Raw genomic sequence first — 19,870 nt, 5'->3', positions numbered from 1 at the left:
CTCGTATTTTTAGTAAACCTATTGTGAAAGGTAAAAGTTTAGTAAGTCTTTCACAAGAAGAATTAGAAAGTTTGAACGAAGCGTTGGGTGAACGTACCAATGAGGAAGCGTTGACGAGCGCTATCGTCTCGAAATAAGGAAGTTTTATGTTGAAAATACCGGCATTCATTTCAAACAAAGTTGAAAGAAATGGTGACAACTGCATATTGACATTAACTACAAAGCAAGCGAAACTCGTTGCCATTATTGGTTCTGTAGTATTGGTCTTGGCATTGGTACTCGGTATTTGGGGCATCGTGCGCCAGGCTGAGGTTGTGCAATTACGTCAACAAACGCAATTGCAATCGGAACAGTTGAAATTGTTACAACAAAAAACAGAGGTTCTGGATAAGAAAATTCAAAACTTAAATCAAATTAGTGAAGAGAATAAGCAAATGCTGAAGGGCGCTGAATCTGGCACACCAGCTCAAGGTGGCGGGGATGGTAGCGACCCAAAGCAGGAAGCCGCTGATAATAGTGAAGCACAGATGTTAACAGCGGCACAATTATCGGCTCGACTATCCAAAATGGATAAGGAAGCACAAAAATTGCTTGTTAGTTTCTATACAATGCGCAATATCCTTCGCGATGGTGGCGCAAAAGATTTGATGGCATTACAATCCATCAATTTCTCCGCTGGTTCTGGTGGTGCTGTGAATAGTACGACACCTAGTATTTGGCCAAGTAAGGGCGTTATTACATCTCCATTTGGCAGCCGTGTTGACCCTGTTACGGGTGCTATTGGTGCATTCCATGAAGGTATCGATATTGCCGATGACTATGGTTCCCAAATCGTGGCTACTGCGGCCGGGGTGGTAACCTTTGCGGGGTATACAAGCGGCGGTTATGGTAATCTCGTTGAAATCGATCATGGCAATGGCTTTGTTACCCGTTATGGCCATAATAGTGCCGTATTGGTAACGGTAGGGATGAGCGTGAAACAAGGTCAAACTATAGCTTTGATGGGTAGTACTGGTAAAAGTACGGGTGCCCACGTTCACTACGAGGTACGCCTCAACAATACGCCTGTAGACCCTATGATCTTCTTACCAATTAGCAATTAGAAATATAAAAGCTTATATAAGACCTAAAAAGAACTTGTTATGCGTGCATATGCGCTCATAGCAAGTTCTTTTTCTTTCCTTTTGTATATATATATTGTAAAATAAAAGTATATGAACGGAGGTATATCTATGAAGGCCTATGTACAAGTTTATACCGGCGAAGGCAAAGGCAAAACAACTGCCGCAATCGGCCTAGCTATTCGTGCCATCGGCGCTGGCAAGAAAGTCCTCTTCTTACAATTTATGAAATCTAAAGTATATAGTGAGCATACTATTTTACCTACCTTAACAAATTTAACGTTAGAAACTGTGGGCAAGCCATTCTTTATCATCAAAGAAGGCATGAAGAGTAAGGATGAACTTGCTAAATGGGGCGATGAAGTCGTTGTCTTTGAGTCTGGTAATCCTCCGAAGGATTATGTGGCTCTCATTGAAAAAGGCTATGAACGTGCACTCGCTGCGATCAGCAGTGGTGAGTACGACCTCGTTGTACTTGATGAGTACAATATGGCTCTCTTCTTTGAACTCATTACATGGGATAAAACTAAAGCTTTACTCGATGCTCGTCATCCAGAAACGGAACTCGTATTTACGGGCCGTGGGGCGCCTCAAGAATTAATTGATGAGGCCGATCTCGTAACGGAGATGAAAGAGATTAAACATTACTACCTACAAGGCGTAATGGCTCGAAAAGGCATTGAAAACTAATCATAGGAACACCTAAGGAGGTGATGTGGTTGAGTACAGTGGCTATTGTGGTCCTCGTTATTGTGGCCATCATTGTAGCACTCATCTTGACTATCCTACTGGCACCAATCACATATAGCATCGAAATTGATGGACGGACGCCATATCGTGGCGAACTGCGCATCAAATGGCTGTGGCGCGTATTTTCACTCCACTTAGCGTACATTCAAAATAAACCATTTTTTAAGGAATTATATGTTTTAGGTATACTTAAGATCGGTCCTGTGAAAGACTATGAACAATGGCTTGAAAATCGTGTAGATGAAGAATATCAAAAGGTAATGGATGATGACGGCGACATATCACAAGCAGAAGCTTTTGCAAAGGCTATGCAAGGAGGCGGACAAGGTCCGACTGCAAGCTCTAGCGGCACAAGCTTTGATGACTTGAAGAGCGCCCAAGGCTCCGATACAATCTTTGATGATGACGAATCACCAGGGGCGGGGAGCGCACCTAGGGCAAAGGAGCGCATTGAGCGACCTGATGCGGCTTCTAAGGATATGGATGCACAAGCTCGTGCTGAGCGGTATGATTCGATACAACAAGATCCAACGGCTCATATTCAAGATGATGATGAAGTAGTAAGTCATGTTACTTTCAATAGTGACGGATCTATCAAGGAAAAGGTATTTACAAAGGTAAATGATATCAAAACGACTGTGAAACAACGTTTTGGAAAGCCTGATCCCAATGATCCGGTAGCATCATTCAAGTCTGAAATTCCTACATTCTGGTTCATGAAACACTTGAGAAATACAGAGTTGTGGCGTCAGATATTCCTTGTGTCGAAACGATGCTATAACCACTCTAAACCACGTGATATGGCTATAGAGGGCCGATTTGGTATTGGCGATCCGTATCGGATGGGGCTTATTGCATCTATGTTGTATAGCATTTGGCCTGAGCAAGCAGAGTCTATTGAGATAGATTATGTGAACTGGGTAGCTGAAGGCAGCGGCCATATTAAAGGTCGTATGATTCTTGCCGTATTGGCGTGGTATGGTACTAGATTCTTGGTATCTAAACCTATGCGTTCCCTATTGGGTGAAAGTGCTCGTGTCTTCTGGGTTAAACGGAAGGAAGCAAAGCAGCTAGAAAAGATAAAAGCCGAACAGGGTCAAACAGCGTAAGGATATATAAAGTCAATTGAGTATATGAGCTATATTATTATAGCTATAATACTTTCACAAAAAGCGGAGGTACTGTGATGGAGAACAGTAATGTAAAAGAGAATTTGGAAGTCCTATTCGAGAAGTTTAAAAATATGATCAAAGTGGAAACTGTAGTTGGTGAAGCTGTGCAAATCGGCGATACTACACTCGTTCCATTTGTTGATGTAACCTTTGGCTTCGGTACTGGTACAAACCATTGCACAGCCAACAAAAGCCAAGAATCTGGTGGCGGTGGCGGTGGTGCCAAAATGGAACCAAGTGCAATCCTTGTTATTAAAGGTGACCGCATCGAATTGTTCAACATTAAGGGCAACCCTTACAGCAGCAGCTTTGATCGTCTTATCGGTTTGGTGCCTGATCTCGTGTCCAAATTGAAATCCGATAAATACATCTATTTAAATGATGAACAATAATTCGGTGAATAATAAACCATAATTTGATGACAAATTATAAATAATTGGTGAAAGTCGAAATGCCCACATGTGTGTTCTGAATATGTTTGTATCGACTGCTTTAAGGGTCTCAGAGTATGCTTGTGGGTATTATTTTAAGTTCTAATAACTTTCATAAGTAGTTCATAGGGCTTTATTATGCTATTTATCATAGTCTTGTGAAATTTAGCAAGATTTGCTATAGTAAAAATAGTACACTATTGGATTGTATAGTGACACTTTTAATCGAGGAGGATTTCAGATGAAATTATCTAAAAAATTGACTACCTTAGCTATCGTTGGTGCTATGTCTGCTACTGCTGCAGTAGCAAGTGCTGCTAACATTGGCTTAGTAAATATGAGCCAAGTAGTAAATAGCTACCCTGGCTACGGTGCATTAGATATGAAAATGCAACAAGTAGACGCTCAATACCGTCCACAAATTGAAAAAAAAGTTCAAGAAATTGAAAAAATTAAAGACTCTGCACAAGCAGAAGCAGAATTCAACAAAACTGTAGCTCCATTGCTTCAAAAAGAAAACGAAGAAATCAATAAAATTGCTCAACCTATGATGCAAGCAATTCACAACACTGTTGAAGCTATCCGTGTTGAAAAACAAATGGACGTAGTATTGGATGATCCATACACAATTCGTGCTGCTGACGCTAACAGCAAAATCGAAAACATTACTAACGAAGTAATTAGCCGTCTTAAAAAATAATAAACATAAAACCCCCTAACTGAGGTATCAGCTAGGGGGTTATTTATTAAAATACATTTTAATAAATCCGATAAAGGAGTGAGATTTAATGAAAGATTTTAAAGCATTAGCCACAGAGCGGTATTCGGTTCGAAAATTCGATACTCGACCAGTGGAGCGGGAGAAGGTAGATATGTTATTAGCAGTTGCTCGATTAGCACCTACGGCGCATAATTATCAGCCGCAACGACTGCTCGTGTTAAATACAGAAGATAGCTTAAAGAAACTAAAAGATTGCACTAATGGTCACTTCAATGCACCGTTGGCAATTATCGTTTGTTACGATAATACGGTGAGCTGGAAGCGAGAATACGATGATGCAGATATGGGGGTTGTAGATGCTAGCATTGTGGGATCCCACATTATGTTTACCGTAGCCGATATCGGTTTAGGTACAACGTGGATTGCTCATTTTGATCCTACTAAAGTACGCAAGGCATATAACTTGCCTGATAATATCATCCCTGTAGCCATCTTCCCCATTGGTTACCCTCATCCAGACTGTGTTCCTGCACCAGGCCATACGAAACGCTTTGATGTGAGTGAATTTACGACCTATAATTCCTTTTAAAAGAATGTTTTTTAGACTATGTATTACTCTATAAGTATTTAATAACTATGGATATAACTGAACTATTGAACAGTTCTATAAAACTTAATAACTATATGATTTCTTTTTAATACATAGTTCATATAAAAAGGACAGTTGCTTGTATCAACTGTCCTTTGGTATTTTATTCTGGTTTATGAATGAGGTTTACAACGAATTCGCTGTCTTCTACGAGTGTAGCTTGGATGTAGTTGTCGCCGTTGAATTCCAATACTTGGCCTGGTACAAGTACATGCTCTTCAGTTTCATTAAGGAACACTTGTACTTTACCTTTTACAACTGTAAAAATGACATTAGCTTCAGGGTGGTTATGTTTTTCTACCTTTTCACCAGCCTTGCCGCCTTTTTTTACGATTACATAGTTAGGGCCTTGGAATAATAAACCTAATTCTTGATTAACTGTGCCTGCCATAATGGACCTCCTAATGTTAGCTTTTTATGTTTTGAAAGCTTACGCTAATACTTAATTTATATTATTTTTTACGAATGGTATATAAACGTGTACCGTTTTCTTCTGTCGTTACAAGTTCAAATGCTGGATCGATAGCTTTTACAAAGGCCTCAAACCATGTTTGGTAAGCTAATGCCATGAACTTAGGGTCAACGCCCGCTGTACGCCAGTAGCCTGCTTGTAATCTGTGGTCGCCAATCCAGGTAAATTCTTCTGGACTTTCAGAAACCACTTGGTCACCACCATCGCAAGGCATGCCATTTACGTAGAAGTTTTGTAACGCATTGTAAATCGCTGGTGCAGTGTGTTCTTCAAGGTTATCTTGAGCCACAACGCCACATGCTTGGCCTTGTACTGCAAAGGCATCTAGAATAGCGGTTACTACGTGTACTGCTTCATCGCCGGAATTTGTGTCGAGCATATCTTTGATGAACGCTGCTTCACGAACGGAAGCAATATTGATTTGGTTAGCTAACCAGCCGTGAATATTGCCATGGTCGATGATGTTTTCCAAGGGAATGCTTGGATTAATTGGCTCGCCGTATGTATCTACGGAGATGGAGTGTAGTTCCTCCGCTAAATCATCAACAACTTTAGAAGTTTTTTCTAAAATCAAATTTTCACGCTCAACGAGCAATTGAATTTTGCGATATAACCAGTAATGGATGTGACCTAAGAATGCGGACATATTAAGCTCCTTTTCGTGCTGTTTCTAATTTCTCTACTAAATCGTATACATTAAAACCGTGGATTTCTGCGGCTTGCCATAATGGCTCAGCTGTTGCAGATGGGCAACCTAGGCAGCCCATACCAATACCTTGTAATACAGGTACAACATGTGGATAGGTTTCAACGATGTCGCGAATAATTGTGTCTGGAGTGATAGGGGAACCTGCTTCGAGACGTGGTGCTTCTACTTCAGGATCGTTACCTTGACCAGGCAAGAACACAGCTGGTTCTTCGGACTTGCTTTCAGCTGGAGCCCCTTCAAGGTCGCCCAATACAGCTGCTTTGAAAGCCTCTAAACCAATGCGGTCGATGAATTCGCCCATGCGTTCGATTTGTGCGTTTTCTTTATAGTATGCGATGATTCGATCAACTAATGCAAGAGCTTCTTTTTCTGTTTTAACTTCTGCGATGAGGTCGCCGATGCGAGGATGCGCACCGCCGCTACCGCCAGCGTATACATTCCAACCGTCTACAGTACCGATAACGCCCACATCTTTCATGCGGCTTTCAGTACAAGAGTTTGGACAACCGGACACGCCGATCTTCATTTTACTTGGCATTTCAAGAGATAAATATTTGCGTTCAATTTGCATGCCAAGGTGTACGCTGTCTTGTTTAGCGCGTTTACAGAAGGTAGTACCTGGGCAGATTTTTACGCTGCGCACGCGGTTGGACACAGTGTACGCTGGCTCCATGCCAAGCATTTCCCATGCTTTATCTACGTCTTCTGCTTTCAAATTCGTAATCATAATGCGTTGGCTGCCAGTTAATTTAAGAACTGCGCCGAACTCATTTGCTACGTCGATATATTTTTGTAATTGATCTGGTTGAATAAAACCTGCAGGAACGCGAGGTGTAATTGCATAACGGCGTTGACCGTTTTTTATGCGTTGTAAATTTGCTGCAATTTGTGCCATATTAAATCCTTTCTCGAGCCCTCTCTGCGGAGAATAGTGGCTAAAACTACTTAGTTAATCTATAAAACTCTTTATATATTAATTATTTACGCCCTAGGGTTTTGTGAAAGCTTCGCACATATATACGGACAAGTGGGATGAGATCAACCAGGCGATGCCTCATCAAAACCCGGCGTAATGATCAGTATGGGTATTTAGAATACTGACCCGACGCTCTTAGTATAAACCATTTTAACAAACAATAATGTAACTCAAGCTACAAAAATAGAACTTTTTTAATATTAATTATTGATTGTTTACTAACTATCATTATATACGATACTGTTTACAGATGAAACCCAAGGTTACATATCGTATAATAGACATATAGAATGTTCTTGATGTAGGAGAAACGATGAAAGTCCTTTACGATACTATTTTAAAAGCAACATATATAGGTCGCCCGAACCGTTTTGTGGTGACTTTAGATTTGAATGGTGAAAGTGTACTCGCTCATTTGCCAAATCCTGGTCGCATGTGGGAGCTCTTGTTTACGGGTGTAACGATGTACATCGTGCCTCACGATAAGCCGGATGCGAAGACGAAATACCGTGTGGTAGGCATCGAGCGCGATGGCGTTGTTATCATGCTCGATACAAACTACAGCAACGATGTGGCGCAACATTTGATTGAAAATAAACGTATCCCTGGTTGGGAGGAGTGGCGCGTAGTGAGACGGGAGTATACGGTTAAACTACACGGCACATCATCTCGCTTTGATTTGCTCCTCACCAATGATAAGGGGGATGAGTTTTTATTAGAGGTTAAGTCTTGTACCTTGTTCTCCAAGACGGGAGCCATGTTCCCTGATGCTATTACAGAGCGAGGGCGCAAGCATTTATTGCATCTGAAAGAATTACAAAACGAAGGCTACCACACAGGTGTTCTATTCCTCGTACAATGGGACCAAGCACAGTGGTTCTTGCCAGATTATCATACGGATTTGGAATTTGCCCGTACCTTTAAAGAGGTGGCACCTTCATTAGATTGGAAAGCCGTTGCTGTGGCGTGGGATGAGACTTTCACTATGCCTACGGTGACACATGAATGTTCCTATCCTAGTAGTATCCTCGACACAGAGGCTCATGATAGTGGTGTGTATGTGATGGTCATGCACCTCGATCACGATTTAGATCTCGAAATCGGTTCTAAAGGGATGATGCATTTCAAACCTGGTTACTATATGTATGTTGGTTCCGCAAAGGCAAATTTAACGAAACGTATTGAACGTCATAAACGAAAACGGAAGAAAATGCATTGGCATCTAGATTACTTCCGCGGTCACTGTGCAATGATAGCGGGCTTGCCGATTCGTACTAGTGGGAGGCCGCAGGCTATGACAATTTCTGCTCAGGAACGGAGTAAAGGTAAACTCTCTGACGAGGATTCGGCTGCTCGTGAAAACACAGATGTAGATTTAACCAAAATTGATGTAGAATGTGCTCTCGCTGATGCGGTGCGAGCTATTGCGGAATGGAATGTACCGAACTTTGGGTGCAGCGACTGTGAATGCAATAGCCATCTATTCGGAATGAGCGAAAATCCGATACACAATCAATTCTTTATGAACGTAATAGAAAATTACAGGATGAATATGCTAGATGAACTAGTTAATAGGTAATTATTATTGATGGGGCCCGAGAACTATATACGTAATTAATTAAAAAGTGCTATTACCTATCTCTTCGCTCCATAGTAACCTAAGTCGCTCATCAATAGGTAATAGCACTTTTTAAAACACTAGCTATAGAGGTGTCCCATCAATAATAATATAGTCCTATCCATAGTTATCCCAGCATATTCATTCTATAGTTTCTACAGAGAGAGAGGGGAGGTTTTGTGTATGAGGTTGTTTGTTAAGTTTGTGTTGTTAGGTATCGTTGGTGTTTGTAGTGTAGTGTTGAGTGGTTGTTCTTTTATTTGGACGACGGAGAATGGTGATCCTGCTACACCAGAGGATATCAAGTCTAGCGTGGAGAAGGAGTTCTCGGTTGTGCATCCGAATCTTGTTCTTCAGTCATCTGTGGTGGAGAAGGAGAAGCCATTCCAGCGAAATGTGTATGTGTTTTATGATGAAAGTAATGGTATTTCTTTTACTACAAATTCTGTAGTCAAGTGGCCAACATTGCCGGCTCCTGGTGGCGAGCGAAAAAATGATGCGGATTTTGCGTATTCACAAGCGTATTTAGTTCATTTGAATGGTTCGTTAGTGGAACGTGCTAAGCAGTATGGCATGCGGATGGCGACGCACGAGGAAGCCTTGGAGTTAGCTAAGTCTAAAGCGACACGTGTAGCAGGTACTAATAAGATATCTCTATTCACATATGATGAGATTATCTTTGTAGACGAATCTGTAAAGGGTAAAGATATTCTAACCTTTATGAAATCTATATATAGTTTGTATAAACCGCAAGACAACCCAGCGTTATTGCACCCTCGTTCTGATAGAAGCGTAGGATTTTATTATCTACCAAAAGGAGAAGCGGACAAAACAAAAGCTAAGTATTTGATCGCCTTTCGATTTATGGCAAAAAATGATTGGAAAGAAACCATGCTAACAGGTATTGGCAGTACTGGTAACGACACTTCGGCTGTAGAACGAGACTTTGCTAGCATTTTAGATGATATGATACAACATGCGGTGCATTAACTTTGAGAGCTATGGTAATATACATTGAAAAATGATAGCTCGATATAACCGATATTTAGTATGTAAATAGACATAAAAGATAGCGTTAACACCTTAAAAATGCTATAATTATATGATGAATTAGTATCAGTGTTAGTAAAATGAGGTGAGATTGTGGCAGACCAACAATGGTCCCACGGGAATATTCATCCCGTTCAGATTGATAAAGAAATGAAGAATGCGTACATCGATTATGCAATGTCCGTAATCGTTATGCGTGCGCTTCCAGATGTGCGCGATGGCTTGAAACCAGTACATCGTCGTATTTTGTATGCGATGCATGAAACAGGCATGACGCCAAATAAACCGTACAAGAAATCCGCTCGTATCGTCGGTGACGTACTCGGTAAGTATCATCCACATGGTGATAGCTCCGTTTACGATGCGACGGTTCGTTTGGCGCAAGATTTCAATACGCGCTACCTCTTGGTAGACGGTCATGGTAACTTTGGCTCCATCGACGGCGATAGTGCCGCTGCGATGCGTTATACCGAAGTACGTATGGCGAAGATTACAACAGAAATGCTTGCCGATATCGACAAGGAAACTGTTGATTTCATGCCGAACTATGATGAAAGCTTGCAAGAACCAACTGTATTGCCAGCGAAGATTCCAAATCTTCTCATCAATGGTTCCAGCGGTATCGCCGTAGGGATGGCGACAAATATTCCACCACATAATCTCAACGAGGTATGTAATGGCCTAGCGATGCTCATCGACAATCCGGATGTGACTGTAGATGAATTGATGACCGCTATTAAAGGGCCAGACTTCCCAACTGGTGCACTCATTTTGGGCCGAGAAGGCATCAAAAAAGCGTACTCCACAGGTCGTGGTAGCGTTAAAATGCGTGCTCGTGCGACTATCGAAGAGATGTCTAAGGGCAAGCATAAAATCGTAGTGACTGAGATTCCGTACCAAGTGAATAAGGCTCGCGTTATCGAAACCATTGCGAACTTGAGCCGTGACAAGGTCATCGATGGCATCACAGCACTTCGCGATGAATCTGACCGCCAAGGTATGCGCATCGTTATCGAATTACGGGCTGACGTGCAACCAGATATCGTACTTAACAAATTATATAAACACACTCAACTTCAAGAAACATTCGGCGTGATTATGCTAGCTCTCGTAGATGGACATCCTCGCGTATTGAATTTGAAAGAAGTATTGGGTTACTACTTAGATCATCGTCTAGACGTTATCGTACGCCGTACTCAATTCGAGCTTAACAAAGCCGAAGCGCGTGCACACATCTTAGAAGGCTTGTTGATTGCTCTCGACCATATCGATGAAGTGATTGCCACAATCCGCAGTTCTCAAACTGACGAAATTGCACGCAACGCATTAATGCAAAAATTCGGGCTTTCAGAGAAACAAGCGGTAGCCATCCTCGACATGCGTTTACGCCGTTTAACAGGCTTGGAACGCGAGAAGATCGAAGACGAATACAAGGAATTGTTGGCATTGATCGAAGACTTGAAAGCTATCTTGGGTAGCGAAGCGCGTCAACGTCAAATCATCAAAGACGAACTCGATGATATGAAGAAAAAATACGGCGACCCTCGCCGTTCTGAAATCACCATCGATACATCCGATCTTGATGTAGAAGACCTCATTGCTGACGAAGAGATGGTGATTACCTTGACTAAACAAGGTTACATCAAACGCATGAATGCGAATGTATATCGCAACCAACATAAAGGCGGCGCTGGCGTTATCGGCATGAAGACGAAGGAAGACGATTATGTAACGCAAATTATGCATGTGCGGACCCATAATACATTGTTATTCTTTACATCTGCAGGCCGTGCATATCGCCTCAAGGCATACGAAGTGCCGGAAGCGGGCTCTCGCAACTCTCGCGGTACCGCTATGGTTAACGTATTACCACTCGCGGTAGGCGAATCCGTTACGACTATGATCGACCTTGAACGTGTCCATGAAGATGTAAATTTATTTATGGTCACTGAATTTGGCGTTGTAAAACGTACGGCTATTGAAGAATACCGTAATATCCGTCGTTCTGGCCTCAATGCGATTAACCTCGACGAAGGCGATCGTTTGATTTCCGTTAATGTAACGACTGGCAATCAAGACATCTTGATTGGTACTAAGTTGGGTATCGCTATTCGCTTTAGCGAGCATGATGTGCGCCTTATGAAACGGGCAGCTCACGGTGTGCGCGGCATTAAATTGAATGCAGGCGACGTAGTTGTAGGCGCTGGTGTTCTTAATACTGATGAAAGTGAAGCACAAGTGTTTACTATCTCTGAAGAAGGTTTTGGTAAACGCAATGATGCGGAAGCTTATACATTGCAAAAACGCGGTGGTAAAGGCTCTAAGAACTTCAAGATTACGAACAAAACAGGCGACGTAGTGGCCGTAGAGGTTGTTCATAATGATGATGAAGTTATGCTTATTTCTGAGCAAGGCAAAATCATCCGCTTCAACATGAACGATATCGCTGTGAAGAAAGGCAAAGCTATTTCTGGTGTGAAAACACAAAACCTCGACGAAGGCGATAAGGTAGCTAGTATTGCTGTTATTCCAGGCGCTGAAATCGAAGAAGAAGTAGAATAATATAAAACACTATATTAACTATTGAGTAACCATGGGCGACCATCTAAGATGGTCGCCTCTAGTGTTGGGGGAGTTTAAAAATGAAAAAATGGCTAGCTGCTATGTTTGCAGCAGGAGTTTTCTTTGTAGGTGGCTTTGGTCAAGCTGGTGCTGCTGACTGGTACTATATCGATGCTGATGCTGACGATGCGGCATGGTTTATTGACAACTCTTCTGTATATAAAACAGATGATGCGGCTACAGTACTTGTTAAAATTAACAATGTAGAAGGCTTTACATATATCTACACAGTACGAATCGATCGTAAAGAAAAAACATGGACAGAACTTGATACAACAGTATATAGCAATGCTGGTATAGCATTGCTATCCAGTAAACAAGCACAAAAACCTACGAAAATTGAACCGGATACCATGGGGGCGGAAGTTATGCAGGCCCTATGGGGTAAATAATCCAACAATTTAATAGAAGCTGATATTCGCTCTGTCTATTTAGATACTCAGAACGTATAAGTAGCCCCGAACTATCCTGAAAGCCTCCATAGTGACCTAAGTCGGTTTCAGAATAGTTCGGGGCTTTCTATATTATTAGTACTCTTACAGGGCGAATATCCGCTTTCAAATCCGTTGGATTATTTAATCCCATAAGGGGCCTTGCTAGACTTCCTAGGGAGAAAAAGTGACCTAAGTCGTTTTCAGAGTAGTTCGAGGTTTTCTATATCATTAGTACTTTTACAGGGCGAATATCCATATTCAATCGTGTCAGATTCATTTTTTCATACAGAGAGAATATTCCAAGGTGAGTGTGTTTTTGTTTTAGGTAGGTATGTTATTGAATAGATATGACAAAGAGGCTGTAATTAAAACTTAGTTTTAATTACAGCCTCTGGATTAGATTGTATTAACTATTATGATGGGAAAATTTAAATACTTCTTTTAAACTTATAATAACCAGAATTAGTGTAATTCCCCATCCAATTCGAGTTGCTAATAATAAATCATTTGACCAGATATTTAAGCAAGTTGCACCAATAGCTGAACCGATTGAAATCGCAACATTTTGCAGCATTCGTTGCAAAGCTCCTGTACTTCCTTGGATTTCCATAGGACTGGCTTGCATAATACTGGCAATATTAGCAGGTTGAAAGTATCCTCCACCAATACCGTAGATGAATAATCCTAATGTTAAGAGTTGATAAGGCCAGTTAGGATTGATCAGTAAGAGAAAAATCAAGGATATGATAATAATACTTAGACCAATATGGCTAAATAGCTTATTTTTATTGCCGTTATTGATTTTACTGGATATTCTTGAAAAAAGCACCAGCCCTGTAGGAGCTCCTAGAACAAGAAATCCAGTTTGCCCCACTTCTAGATGATATGATTGTTCAAAAATGAAGGGGGGAAGTAAAAAGATCATTGCAGAGGCAAAGCCAAAAGTAACTGTTTGAAAAAGGTAAGAGATTACTTGAGGATTATTTTTTAATCCTTTGATATCGATAAGTGCGTGTTTGTTATTAAGTTCCACATAGTAAAATATAATTCCGAGCAACAAGCTAGATAGTATCAGGATTATACCAACTACAAATAGATGTGATTTGTTTAATAAAGATAATCCTAATAAGAGAGAAACTAACATGAGAGTGTTTATAGTAATTCCAAGCATATCTAATTGTCGGTTGTTGTTTTTTTCGGAGAGTTTATTGAGAAGGAAATTATTACATGCAATTCCAAAAATTACAAAAGGAATATTTATCAAAAAAATAAGTTGCCAGAAACTTAACGAAAGTATGATCCCGCCTAAAGAGGGCCCTAGAATAGGGCCTAAACCAATCATAATTCCGAGGATACCAATAGAGCTATTTTTACGTTTTTCAGAAACTAAAGTTGTAATTAGTGCGGCAGAAGTAGCTTGTAAAGCAGCCGCTCCTATGCCTTGAAAAATTCGTCCAATAATTAATAAACTGATATTGTTAATTAAGCCACAAAATAAAGAACTTAGACCAAAAAGCACGAATCCTAAATACGAAATTTTTAATTTTCCAAATTTATCGCTTAATACGCCTAAAGGTAGGATAGAGATAGCTAAAGCTAAAGTATAACCGGTTATTGTGAAGGCTGCAATATCAGTTGAAGTTTGAAATTGTTCTTTTAAAAAGGGTAATGCTATATTGATAATTCCTGTATCGAGAGTGGATAATAACATTCCCATACCTGCAACAATTGTTATGAGTAAATCTTGCAATTGTTTATTCATAAAGATTTCTCCTTTTCTTTAAAACTATTAAGTATAATATAATAAGTCTAAAGTCTATAATCAAACGATTCAAAAAATATCGAATCGTTTAGGAGGATGTTTATGTCTATTACAATTCGGTTTAGCGATTATGCTTTGGAAACAAATGAAACGTTAATACAAAGAATACAATTTGTGTATTCCCCTTTAAATGAACTTTTTAGAAGTTTACATGTGCTTTTAAATCCGCGCCATCATGGAACTAATATTGATTGGGTGATTGAGATACAAGATAAACTTACTGAAGAATTTTATGAGAATCTTCATTATTTCCAACTTTTTTATGAACTGGGGGTCTCTCCTATTTTACTTTGTAATTTTCGTTATCATATGACAACGATTGAAGAGGAAATACAAAATTTAAAGAAATTTCTGGTTAATTATCCGACTATTCAATTAATTGAGTATTTGGAGAGAATAATAGATGATAGAGAAAATGCCTTTATTCCAACATTAGCAAAAGGACTAGAGTGGAAAGATTTTTCTTTAAATGAAAATGATCAATTGCTTAAAGATTTGAAGCGAAATGCTACAAGTGTTTATAGGAGACTTTTTTCTTTTATTGATTGGTATAGAAAATCAATTTTTGATGATACTTGGAAAGAAAAATCAATTGAGCAAAAGCTTTTAATTGAAATACAAAAGCAATCTTCATTTTTGAGGGAAAAAGGTTTTATAGAGATGTTTAATCATTTACAAATTGATCGAATCCATTGGGAAAAAGGAGCTTTAGCTATTATTAAACCTTTTAATCAAGAGGTTTATTTAAAGGACAGTGACTCTATTATGTTGTTACCAAGTTATTTTATTTGGCCGCATCTGTTTGTTGAATCTTTTAATCAAGGAATTGCTATTACTTATGATATTGCGGAGCAACCAAGTTATTATAACTCCACACCGGAGGGATTAGTTACTATTTTTAAAGCCTTGAGCGATTCAGTGCGGTTGCAAATTATGAATTATGTTTTGGAAAAACCAAGTACGACACAGTCTTTAGCGCAAATTTTATTAATGACTGAATCAAGCGTATCGAGACACTTACAAATTTTAAAAGACGCAAAGTTATTGAAAGCAAGAAAAGTGAAGAAGTTTGTTCTATATGAACCGACAGAGTTAGTTACTCAACTTATGCCGAATTTCTATCGCTTCTTTCGAAATTAAGAGAAGATGAATTACCATGTTGTGGGTTGATAGAGATAGTTTTCATATAACATTTAGTTTTCCCTTATATACTAGTTTGTATATTTTTGTATTTTCTTTGAGAGGTATTAATATGAAAAAAACATTGGCAGCTGTTTTGGCAGCAGGTGCATTATTAATCGGCGGTATTGGTAGTGTTGATGCGGCTAATTGGTATACAGTAGGCACTGATAGCAATGGTGTTACTTGGTCTATCGACAATGATTCCGTTAAAAAAGATGATAAAAAAGCGGTAATGGATATTAAAGCTATGGACTATGAAGGTTACCATTACATTGTGACTGAAGAGTTTAATCATAAAAAACGGGAAGTTAAGGATCTTAAGGTGACTCTTTATAATCCACAAGGTTATGTTGTGAAAGAGGAACAAGTTAATAAAAATAGCCGTAAAGTTGAGCCAGGTACGCCTGCGTACGCTGTATTCCAACTTATTTGGGGCGGTAAATAATTGAATCCTACAGACGAGTACACTATTGCTTAGTACCGGCTTGTTTAGATTGAATGATTTTGTGAAAGCTTCACTGGCGCACGTTCTTTTAAAGAACGTGCGTTTTTTATGTACAATATAATTTTGTTTTAGCTCTTATAGTATTAACAATTAAGCCATTAGTTTTTATAGTGCTAATAAGTAAGTTACTTATTAAGGTACGTTAGTTAATGCCCTTAAGATAGGTGAATTATTCATTTTTTCATGGTAAAATGTGATTTATATTACACTTTTTCGGAGGTTTTGTGCAAAAGTGTAACAATTCTACATAGTATAAACTTTCACCATAGCGTATACTATAGGTAAGATGCAGAAGTATAGCTTGGGCGCAGTGCTCCGTAGTTTAGCATATTTCGCCCCAATAGGTTTGGTAGTTATAGTTTGTTAGAGGAGGTCCTCATGTCTCAATACGAATTTATCGATAAACGCGTGCCGATTGCACTCGACAATCCATCCATTTATCACGACATTTCCAAGTGTAAAAACTGTACGTTATGCCGTCGCGCTTGTGCGGATGTAATGAGCGTACTTGATTACTACGACCTTGATGCAAACGGCGATGTGCCTGTATGTATTCATTGTGGTCAATGTGCGGCAGCATGCCCATTCGACTCCATGCATGCTAAATCCGAGTTTGAAAAGGTAAAAGCAGCCCTTGCTGATCCTGAAAAAATCGTCGTAATCCAAACAGCGCCAGCAGTTCGTGTATCCATCGGTGAAGGCTTTGGTTATGAACCAGGTACATTCTTGGAAGGCAAAATGGTCGGTGCCTTGCGTAAACTTGGTGCAGACTATGTAGTAGATACTAACTTTGGTGCGGACTTAACCATCATGGAGGAAGCATCCGAGCTTGTGGAACGCCTTAAAAATGGCGGTCAAATACCTCAGTTTACAAGCTGTTGCCCAGCGTGGGTGCGCTTTGCGGAAATCTATTTCCCTGAATTGATTCCTAACTTGTCTTCCACACGTTCTTGTATCGCTATGGAAGCGGCTATGATTAAAACGTACTTTGCAGAGAAAAAAGGCATCGATCCTCGTAAGATCGTATCCGTATCTGTAAACCCATGTACGGCTAAAAAAGCAGAAACGAAACGGGAAGAAGAAAATGCAGCGGCTCGTTACCACAATGACGAATCCCTTGGCATGGACACAGATATTTCCATCACAACTCGTGAGTTTATTCGTTGGATTCAAGAGGAACATATCGACTTCAACACAGTGGAAGAATCTCAATTTGATGACTTAATCGGCATGGAAACTGGCGCATCCATCATCTTCGGTAACACAGGTGGTGTTATGGAAGCGGCGATGCGTACGGCTTACAAGCTCATCACTGATAAAGAGCCACCTCCATACGCGTTGACTCACCTTGAAGACGTTCGCGGTATGGAAGGCGTAAAAGAGGCAACTGTTCAATTGGGTGATGACGTAACATTGTCCGTTGCCGTTGTTCACGGTGGTAAAAATACACGTGACTTCTTGAATGCATTGAAAGATAGCGGTAAACACTACGACTTCATCGAAGTTATGGCGTGCCCAGGTGGCTGTATTGGTGGCGGTGGTCAACCGCGCACTAAATTGCCGCAAGCCGTGAAAACTAAAGAAGCTCGTATCGGCGGTCTTTACGAAGCTGACGAAAACTACAAATGGGTTGCGTCCTATGAAAATGAAGAAATCCAAACATTGTACAAAGATTTCTTAGGCGAACCATTGGGCCATAAGGCACACGAACTTTTACACACACACTACACAGACCGCAGCGCGGTTCTTGGTACTCGTAAAGACGTAACACCTGAAACATGCCCAACATCCCCTAAATTTAAAGGCTAATGATAGCCGATTGCTTAAATATGGTGCAAGTTGGTGTTGACGATGTGCCAGTAAAGAAAGAAAAAATTTAAAGATTAATAATAGTTGATTACTTAAACAGTAGGCTGTTACAGCAACTAAATGTTTATAAACACTTAGTAATGTTTGCTATTTAGGGTACAACAATATAAAATAGAAAATCCTACGGGTCATGAGTGACTTGATACTCACGTAGCCTTTGTTACAGTGCGGTCACTTTTTAAACGATTCGTAGGATTTTTTTATATAATTATTTAAAATTCACATATTTTTACTGTATAACTTTATTATAATAATCCAGTATAAAAAAATTATTTTATTATGAGGAAAAGATGAATCATTTAGTGTATAATATAAAAATATACTGTACGGATCAAGAGGGGACTTATGGGTGTTGCATTGGGAGAGCAACATAGAAAGCCCATAATATTCATAATATTGCGTAAGCATTAAGGAGCTTTTAGGAGAGATGAACCAGTTTTTTCGGCGGGTCCTGAGTGGCCTTGCCTTACTAGTTGCTGTCGTTGGTACAACTGGATGCCAACATGAGAGTCAGGCAGAACAAGAAACGGTACGAACCGTATCGTACCGTGCCGTCCTGGAGTCCAACAAACCTGTGTCTGAAAAGGTGGACACTTGGATTGCGGCCATGTCTCAAGAGGATAAGGTGGGGCAGCTGATGATGATCAGCCTTCATGGTAGTACGATAGGACAATCCCAAAAGGATGTAATCCGAAAATACCGTGTCAGTGGCGTTATGTTAACGAATGAAAATCTTATTAATAAGAATCAAGTGAAAACTTTCACCAGTGATATTATGCAAACAGCGATAACCTCTAGCATGGTGACACCCTATATTGCGGTGCATCGTGATCGCATATTGCATGGGAATGAAAGTTTCTTGCGGTTGCCGAAGCCCAATCGATGGGGGCAACTGCCTATGGATCGTATCATTAATTTGGCCACGCGATCTGCTATTGAAATGCGGGATATGGGCTTTAACTTGGTTATTGGGCCTAATGCTAATCTTGGTGTACCTAATATGTCCTATACATCTGACCCCACGTGGGCAGGTCACATAAACCTTGCCATGGTGGAGCGTTACCAAATTAATCATATGTGGTCCGCTTATAACTACTTTCCGGCAGTGACCTTAGGGGATGCGTCCTTTGGCTCAGCTAATGAGGCAAAAGCATATCTCAGCAATAATGATGTAGCCGTCTTTAAACGTCTTATCGCGCAGACAACGGCGAATAGCTATATGCTTGTGATGAGTCACATCCAGATTCCCGCTATCGATAACGAACATTTGGCGAGTTCCTCTAAGCCGATTATTGATGGTTGGCTTCGCAAGGAGCTCGGCTATAAAGGTATTGTTATGACGGACCGTATCGATGTGGGTGCTTTGCAATCCAATCAAAAGATAGGCGATTACGCTGTGGCCTCTATTTTGGCAGGCAGTGATCTCATTCTTGTTGATGCGGATACGATTCATATTGATGAAGTCCATCGTGCGCTGACGCAAGCGGTGGCGGATGGAACGATTACGACCGAGCGCCTTAACGAATCGGTTAAGCGCATCTTATTGATGAAAATGCAAACGCAAATTGATCCATAAGATATTTAGGAATATTAGATTTTGTAATCAGGAATTTACGAATTAGATATTTACAAGTTAGATATTTACTATTAAGAAACTTAGTATAAGAAATTCAGTAACAATTTAATATGCTTTACATGCAAATGACGTGCTATACCTTTTAGGTAGCACGTCATTTTTAAAATATATGGATTAAACTATATAGATTA

18 protein-coding genes and 1 pseudogene are annotated in these 19,870 nt (G+C 40.1%); 15 read left to right on the top strand and 4 right to left on the bottom strand.

The window, feature by feature from the left end; translation table 11 throughout:
* From KHY58_RS10010 to KHY58_RS04125, 7 genes and pseudogenes are all read left to right on the top strand, one after another.
* Positions 1-137 (top strand): annotated as a pseudogene (locus tag KHY58_RS10010) (DUF4446 domain-containing protein); the annotation flags it as partial.
* Between the two features lie 9 nt (positions 138-146).
* Positions 147-1,103, top strand: coding sequence for a M23 family metallopeptidase (locus KHY58_RS04150; RefSeq protein WP_004698067.1), 957 nt, complete (start codon positions 147-149; stop codon positions 1,101-1,103).
* Positions 1,104-1,232: 129 nt separating this feature from the next.
* Positions 1,233-1,811, top strand: a complete 579-nt coding sequence (locus KHY58_RS04145; protein WP_004694402.1) for a cob(I)yrinic acid a,c-diamide adenosyltransferase — start codon at positions 1,233-1,235, stop codon at positions 1,809-1,811.
* A gap of 29 nt (positions 1,812-1,840) precedes the next feature.
* Positions 1,841-2,980, top strand: a complete 1,140-nt coding sequence (locus KHY58_RS04140) for a hypothetical protein (RefSeq protein ID WP_278472194.1) — start codon at positions 1,841-1,843, stop codon at positions 2,978-2,980.
* Between the two features lie 77 nt (positions 2,981-3,057).
* Positions 3,058-3,435, top strand: coding sequence for a GerW family sporulation protein (locus KHY58_RS04135; protein ID WP_004698027.1), 378 nt, complete (start codon positions 3,058-3,060; stop codon positions 3,433-3,435).
* Between the two features lie 280 nt (positions 3,436-3,715).
* Positions 3,716-4,174 (top strand): OmpH family outer membrane protein, encoded by a 459-nt coding sequence (locus KHY58_RS04130; protein ID WP_004698051.1) that lies wholly within the window; start codon positions 3,716-3,718, stop codon positions 4,172-4,174.
* An 88-nt stretch (positions 4,175-4,262) separates the two neighbouring features.
* Positions 4,263-4,784, top strand: coding sequence for a nitroreductase family protein (locus KHY58_RS04125; RefSeq protein ID WP_021148790.1), 522 nt, complete (start codon positions 4,263-4,265; stop codon positions 4,782-4,784).
* Between the two features lie 163 nt (positions 4,785-4,947).
* Here KHY58_RS04125 and KHY58_RS04120 read toward each other — a convergent pair whose 3' ends face one another.
* The 3 genes from KHY58_RS04120 to KHY58_RS04110 all read right to left on the bottom strand — a co-directional run bounded on the left by KHY58_RS04120 (position 4,948) and on the right by KHY58_RS04110 (position 6,920).
* Positions 4,948-5,235, bottom strand: coding sequence for a cupin domain-containing protein (locus KHY58_RS04120; RefSeq protein WP_004694414.1), 288 nt, complete (start codon positions 5,233-5,235; stop codon positions 4,948-4,950).
* Between the two features lie 61 nt (positions 5,236-5,296).
* The gene (locus KHY58_RS04115; protein WP_278472190.1) at positions 5,297-5,962 is read right to left on the bottom strand and encodes a hypothetical protein; all 666 of its coding nucleotides are present in this window, start codon (positions 5,960-5,962) and stop codon (positions 5,297-5,299) included.
* Position 5,963: 1 nt separating this feature from the next.
* On the bottom strand, positions 5,964-6,920 hold the full coding sequence (locus tag KHY58_RS04110) for a DUF1858 domain-containing protein (RefSeq protein WP_004694418.1): 957 nt from the start codon (positions 6,918-6,920) through the stop codon (positions 5,964-5,966).
* A 394-nt stretch (positions 6,921-7,314) separates the two neighbouring features.
* Here KHY58_RS04110 and sfsA point away from each other — a divergent pair, with 394 nt between their 5' ends.
* The 4 genes from sfsA to KHY58_RS04090 all read left to right on the top strand — a co-directional run bounded on the left by sfsA (position 7,315) and on the right by KHY58_RS04090 (position 12,683).
* The gene (sfsA, locus tag KHY58_RS04105) at positions 7,315-8,580 is read left to right on the top strand and encodes a DNA/RNA nuclease SfsA (protein ID WP_278472187.1); all 1,266 of its coding nucleotides are present in this window, start codon (positions 7,315-7,317) and stop codon (positions 8,578-8,580) included.
* A 222-nt stretch (positions 8,581-8,802) separates the two neighbouring features.
* On the top strand, positions 8,803-9,609 hold the full coding sequence (locus KHY58_RS04100; protein ID WP_278472184.1) for a hypothetical protein: 807 nt from the start codon (positions 8,803-8,805) through the stop codon (positions 9,607-9,609).
* A gap of 153 nt (positions 9,610-9,762) precedes the next feature.
* Positions 9,763-12,231, top strand: coding sequence for a DNA gyrase subunit A (gene gyrA, locus KHY58_RS04095; protein ID WP_278472181.1), 2,469 nt, complete (start codon positions 9,763-9,765; stop codon positions 12,229-12,231).
* Between the two features lie 80 nt (positions 12,232-12,311).
* Positions 12,312-12,683 carry a hypothetical protein gene (locus KHY58_RS04090; RefSeq protein WP_278472178.1) on the top strand — a complete coding sequence of 124 codons (372 nt, stop codon included), beginning with the start codon at positions 12,312-12,314 and terminating at the stop codon, positions 12,681-12,683.
* A 448-nt stretch (positions 12,684-13,131) separates the two neighbouring features.
* On the opposite strand, the gene KHY58_RS04085 is transcribed toward KHY58_RS04090, so the two are convergent.
* Complete coding sequence (locus tag KHY58_RS04085) at positions 13,132-14,487, bottom strand: MFS transporter (protein ID WP_024060921.1); 1,356 nt, start codon at positions 14,485-14,487, stop codon at positions 13,132-13,134.
* Positions 14,488-14,589: 102 nt separating this feature from the next.
* Between KHY58_RS04085 and KHY58_RS04080 the strand changes: the two genes are divergently transcribed.
* From KHY58_RS04080 to KHY58_RS04065, 4 genes are all read left to right on the top strand, one after another.
* On the top strand, positions 14,590-15,687 hold the full coding sequence (locus KHY58_RS04080; RefSeq protein WP_004694435.1) for an ArsR/SmtB family transcription factor: 1,098 nt from the start codon (positions 14,590-14,592) through the stop codon (positions 15,685-15,687).
* 112 nt (positions 15,688-15,799) lie between these two features.
* Positions 15,800-16,174, top strand: coding sequence for a hypothetical protein (locus tag KHY58_RS04075; protein ID WP_004694437.1), 375 nt, complete (start codon positions 15,800-15,802; stop codon positions 16,172-16,174).
* A 438-nt stretch (positions 16,175-16,612) separates the two neighbouring features.
* Complete coding sequence (locus KHY58_RS04070) at positions 16,613-18,043, top strand: [FeFe] hydrogenase, group A (RefSeq protein ID WP_278472175.1); 1,431 nt, start codon at positions 16,613-16,615, stop codon at positions 18,041-18,043.
* Between the two features lie 487 nt (positions 18,044-18,530).
* Positions 18,531-19,679 carry a glycoside hydrolase family 3 N-terminal domain-containing protein gene (locus KHY58_RS04065; RefSeq protein ID WP_008714589.1) on the top strand — a complete coding sequence of 383 codons (1,149 nt, stop codon included), beginning with the start codon at positions 18,531-18,533 and terminating at the stop codon, positions 19,677-19,679.
* Positions 19,680-19,870 lie beyond the last annotated feature (191 nt).

This window comes from Veillonella parvula, from assembly GCF_018366295.1.
Lineage (GTDB): Bacteria > Bacillota > Negativicutes > Veillonellales > Veillonellaceae > Veillonella > Veillonella parvula_P.
This window is presented reverse-complemented; position numbering and strand designations above follow the sequence as displayed.

What these genes read in the sequence shown, in the direction of transcription:
- KHY58_RS04150 (WP_004698067.1), top strand. Translation starts at nt 147, where the DNA reads ATGTTGAAAATACCGGCATTCATTTCAAACAAAGTTGAAAGAAATGGT.
- KHY58_RS04145 (WP_004694402.1), top strand. Translation starts at nt 1,233, where the DNA reads ATGAAGGCCTATGTACAAGTTTATACCGGCGAAGGCAAAGGCAAAACA.
- KHY58_RS04135 (WP_004698027.1), top strand. Translation starts at nt 3,058, where the DNA reads ATGGAGAACAGTAATGTAAAAGAGAATTTGGAAGTCCTATTCGAGAAG.
- KHY58_RS04130 (WP_004698051.1), top strand. Translation starts at nt 3,716, where the DNA reads ATGAAATTATCTAAAAAATTGACTACCTTAGCTATCGTTGGTGCTATG.
- KHY58_RS04125 (WP_021148790.1), top strand. Translation starts at nt 4,263, where the DNA reads ATGAAAGATTTTAAAGCATTAGCCACAGAGCGGTATTCGGTTCGAAAA.
- KHY58_RS04120 (WP_004694414.1), bottom strand. Translation starts at nt 5,235, where the DNA reads ATGGCAGGCACAGTTAATCAAGAATTAGGTTTATTATTCCAAGGCCCT.
- KHY58_RS04115 (WP_278472190.1), bottom strand. Translation starts at nt 5,962, where the DNA reads ATGTCCGCATTCTTAGGTCACATCCATTACTGGTTATATCGCAAAATT.
- KHY58_RS04110 (WP_004694418.1), bottom strand. Translation starts at nt 6,920, where the DNA reads ATGGCACAAATTGCAGCAAATTTACAACGCATAAAAAACGGTCAACGC.
- sfsA (WP_278472187.1), top strand. Translation starts at nt 7,315, where the DNA reads ATGAAAGTCCTTTACGATACTATTTTAAAAGCAACATATATAGGTCGC.
- KHY58_RS04100 (WP_278472184.1), top strand. Translation starts at nt 8,803, where the DNA reads ATGAGGTTGTTTGTTAAGTTTGTGTTGTTAGGTATCGTTGGTGTTTGT.
- KHY58_RS04090 (WP_278472178.1), top strand. Translation starts at nt 12,312, where the DNA reads ATGAAAAAATGGCTAGCTGCTATGTTTGCAGCAGGAGTTTTCTTTGTA.
- KHY58_RS04085 (WP_024060921.1), bottom strand. Translation starts at nt 14,487, where the DNA reads ATGAATAAACAATTGCAAGATTTACTCATAACAATTGTTGCAGGTATG.
- KHY58_RS04080 (WP_004694435.1), top strand. Translation starts at nt 14,590, where the DNA reads ATGTCTATTACAATTCGGTTTAGCGATTATGCTTTGGAAACAAATGAA.
- KHY58_RS04075 (WP_004694437.1), top strand. Translation starts at nt 15,800, where the DNA reads ATGAAAAAAACATTGGCAGCTGTTTTGGCAGCAGGTGCATTATTAATC.
- KHY58_RS04070 (WP_278472175.1), top strand. Translation starts at nt 16,613, where the DNA reads ATGTCTCAATACGAATTTATCGATAAACGCGTGCCGATTGCACTCGAC.
- KHY58_RS04065 (WP_008714589.1), top strand. Translation starts at nt 18,531, where the DNA reads ATGAACCAGTTTTTTCGGCGGGTCCTGAGTGGCCTTGCCTTACTAGTT.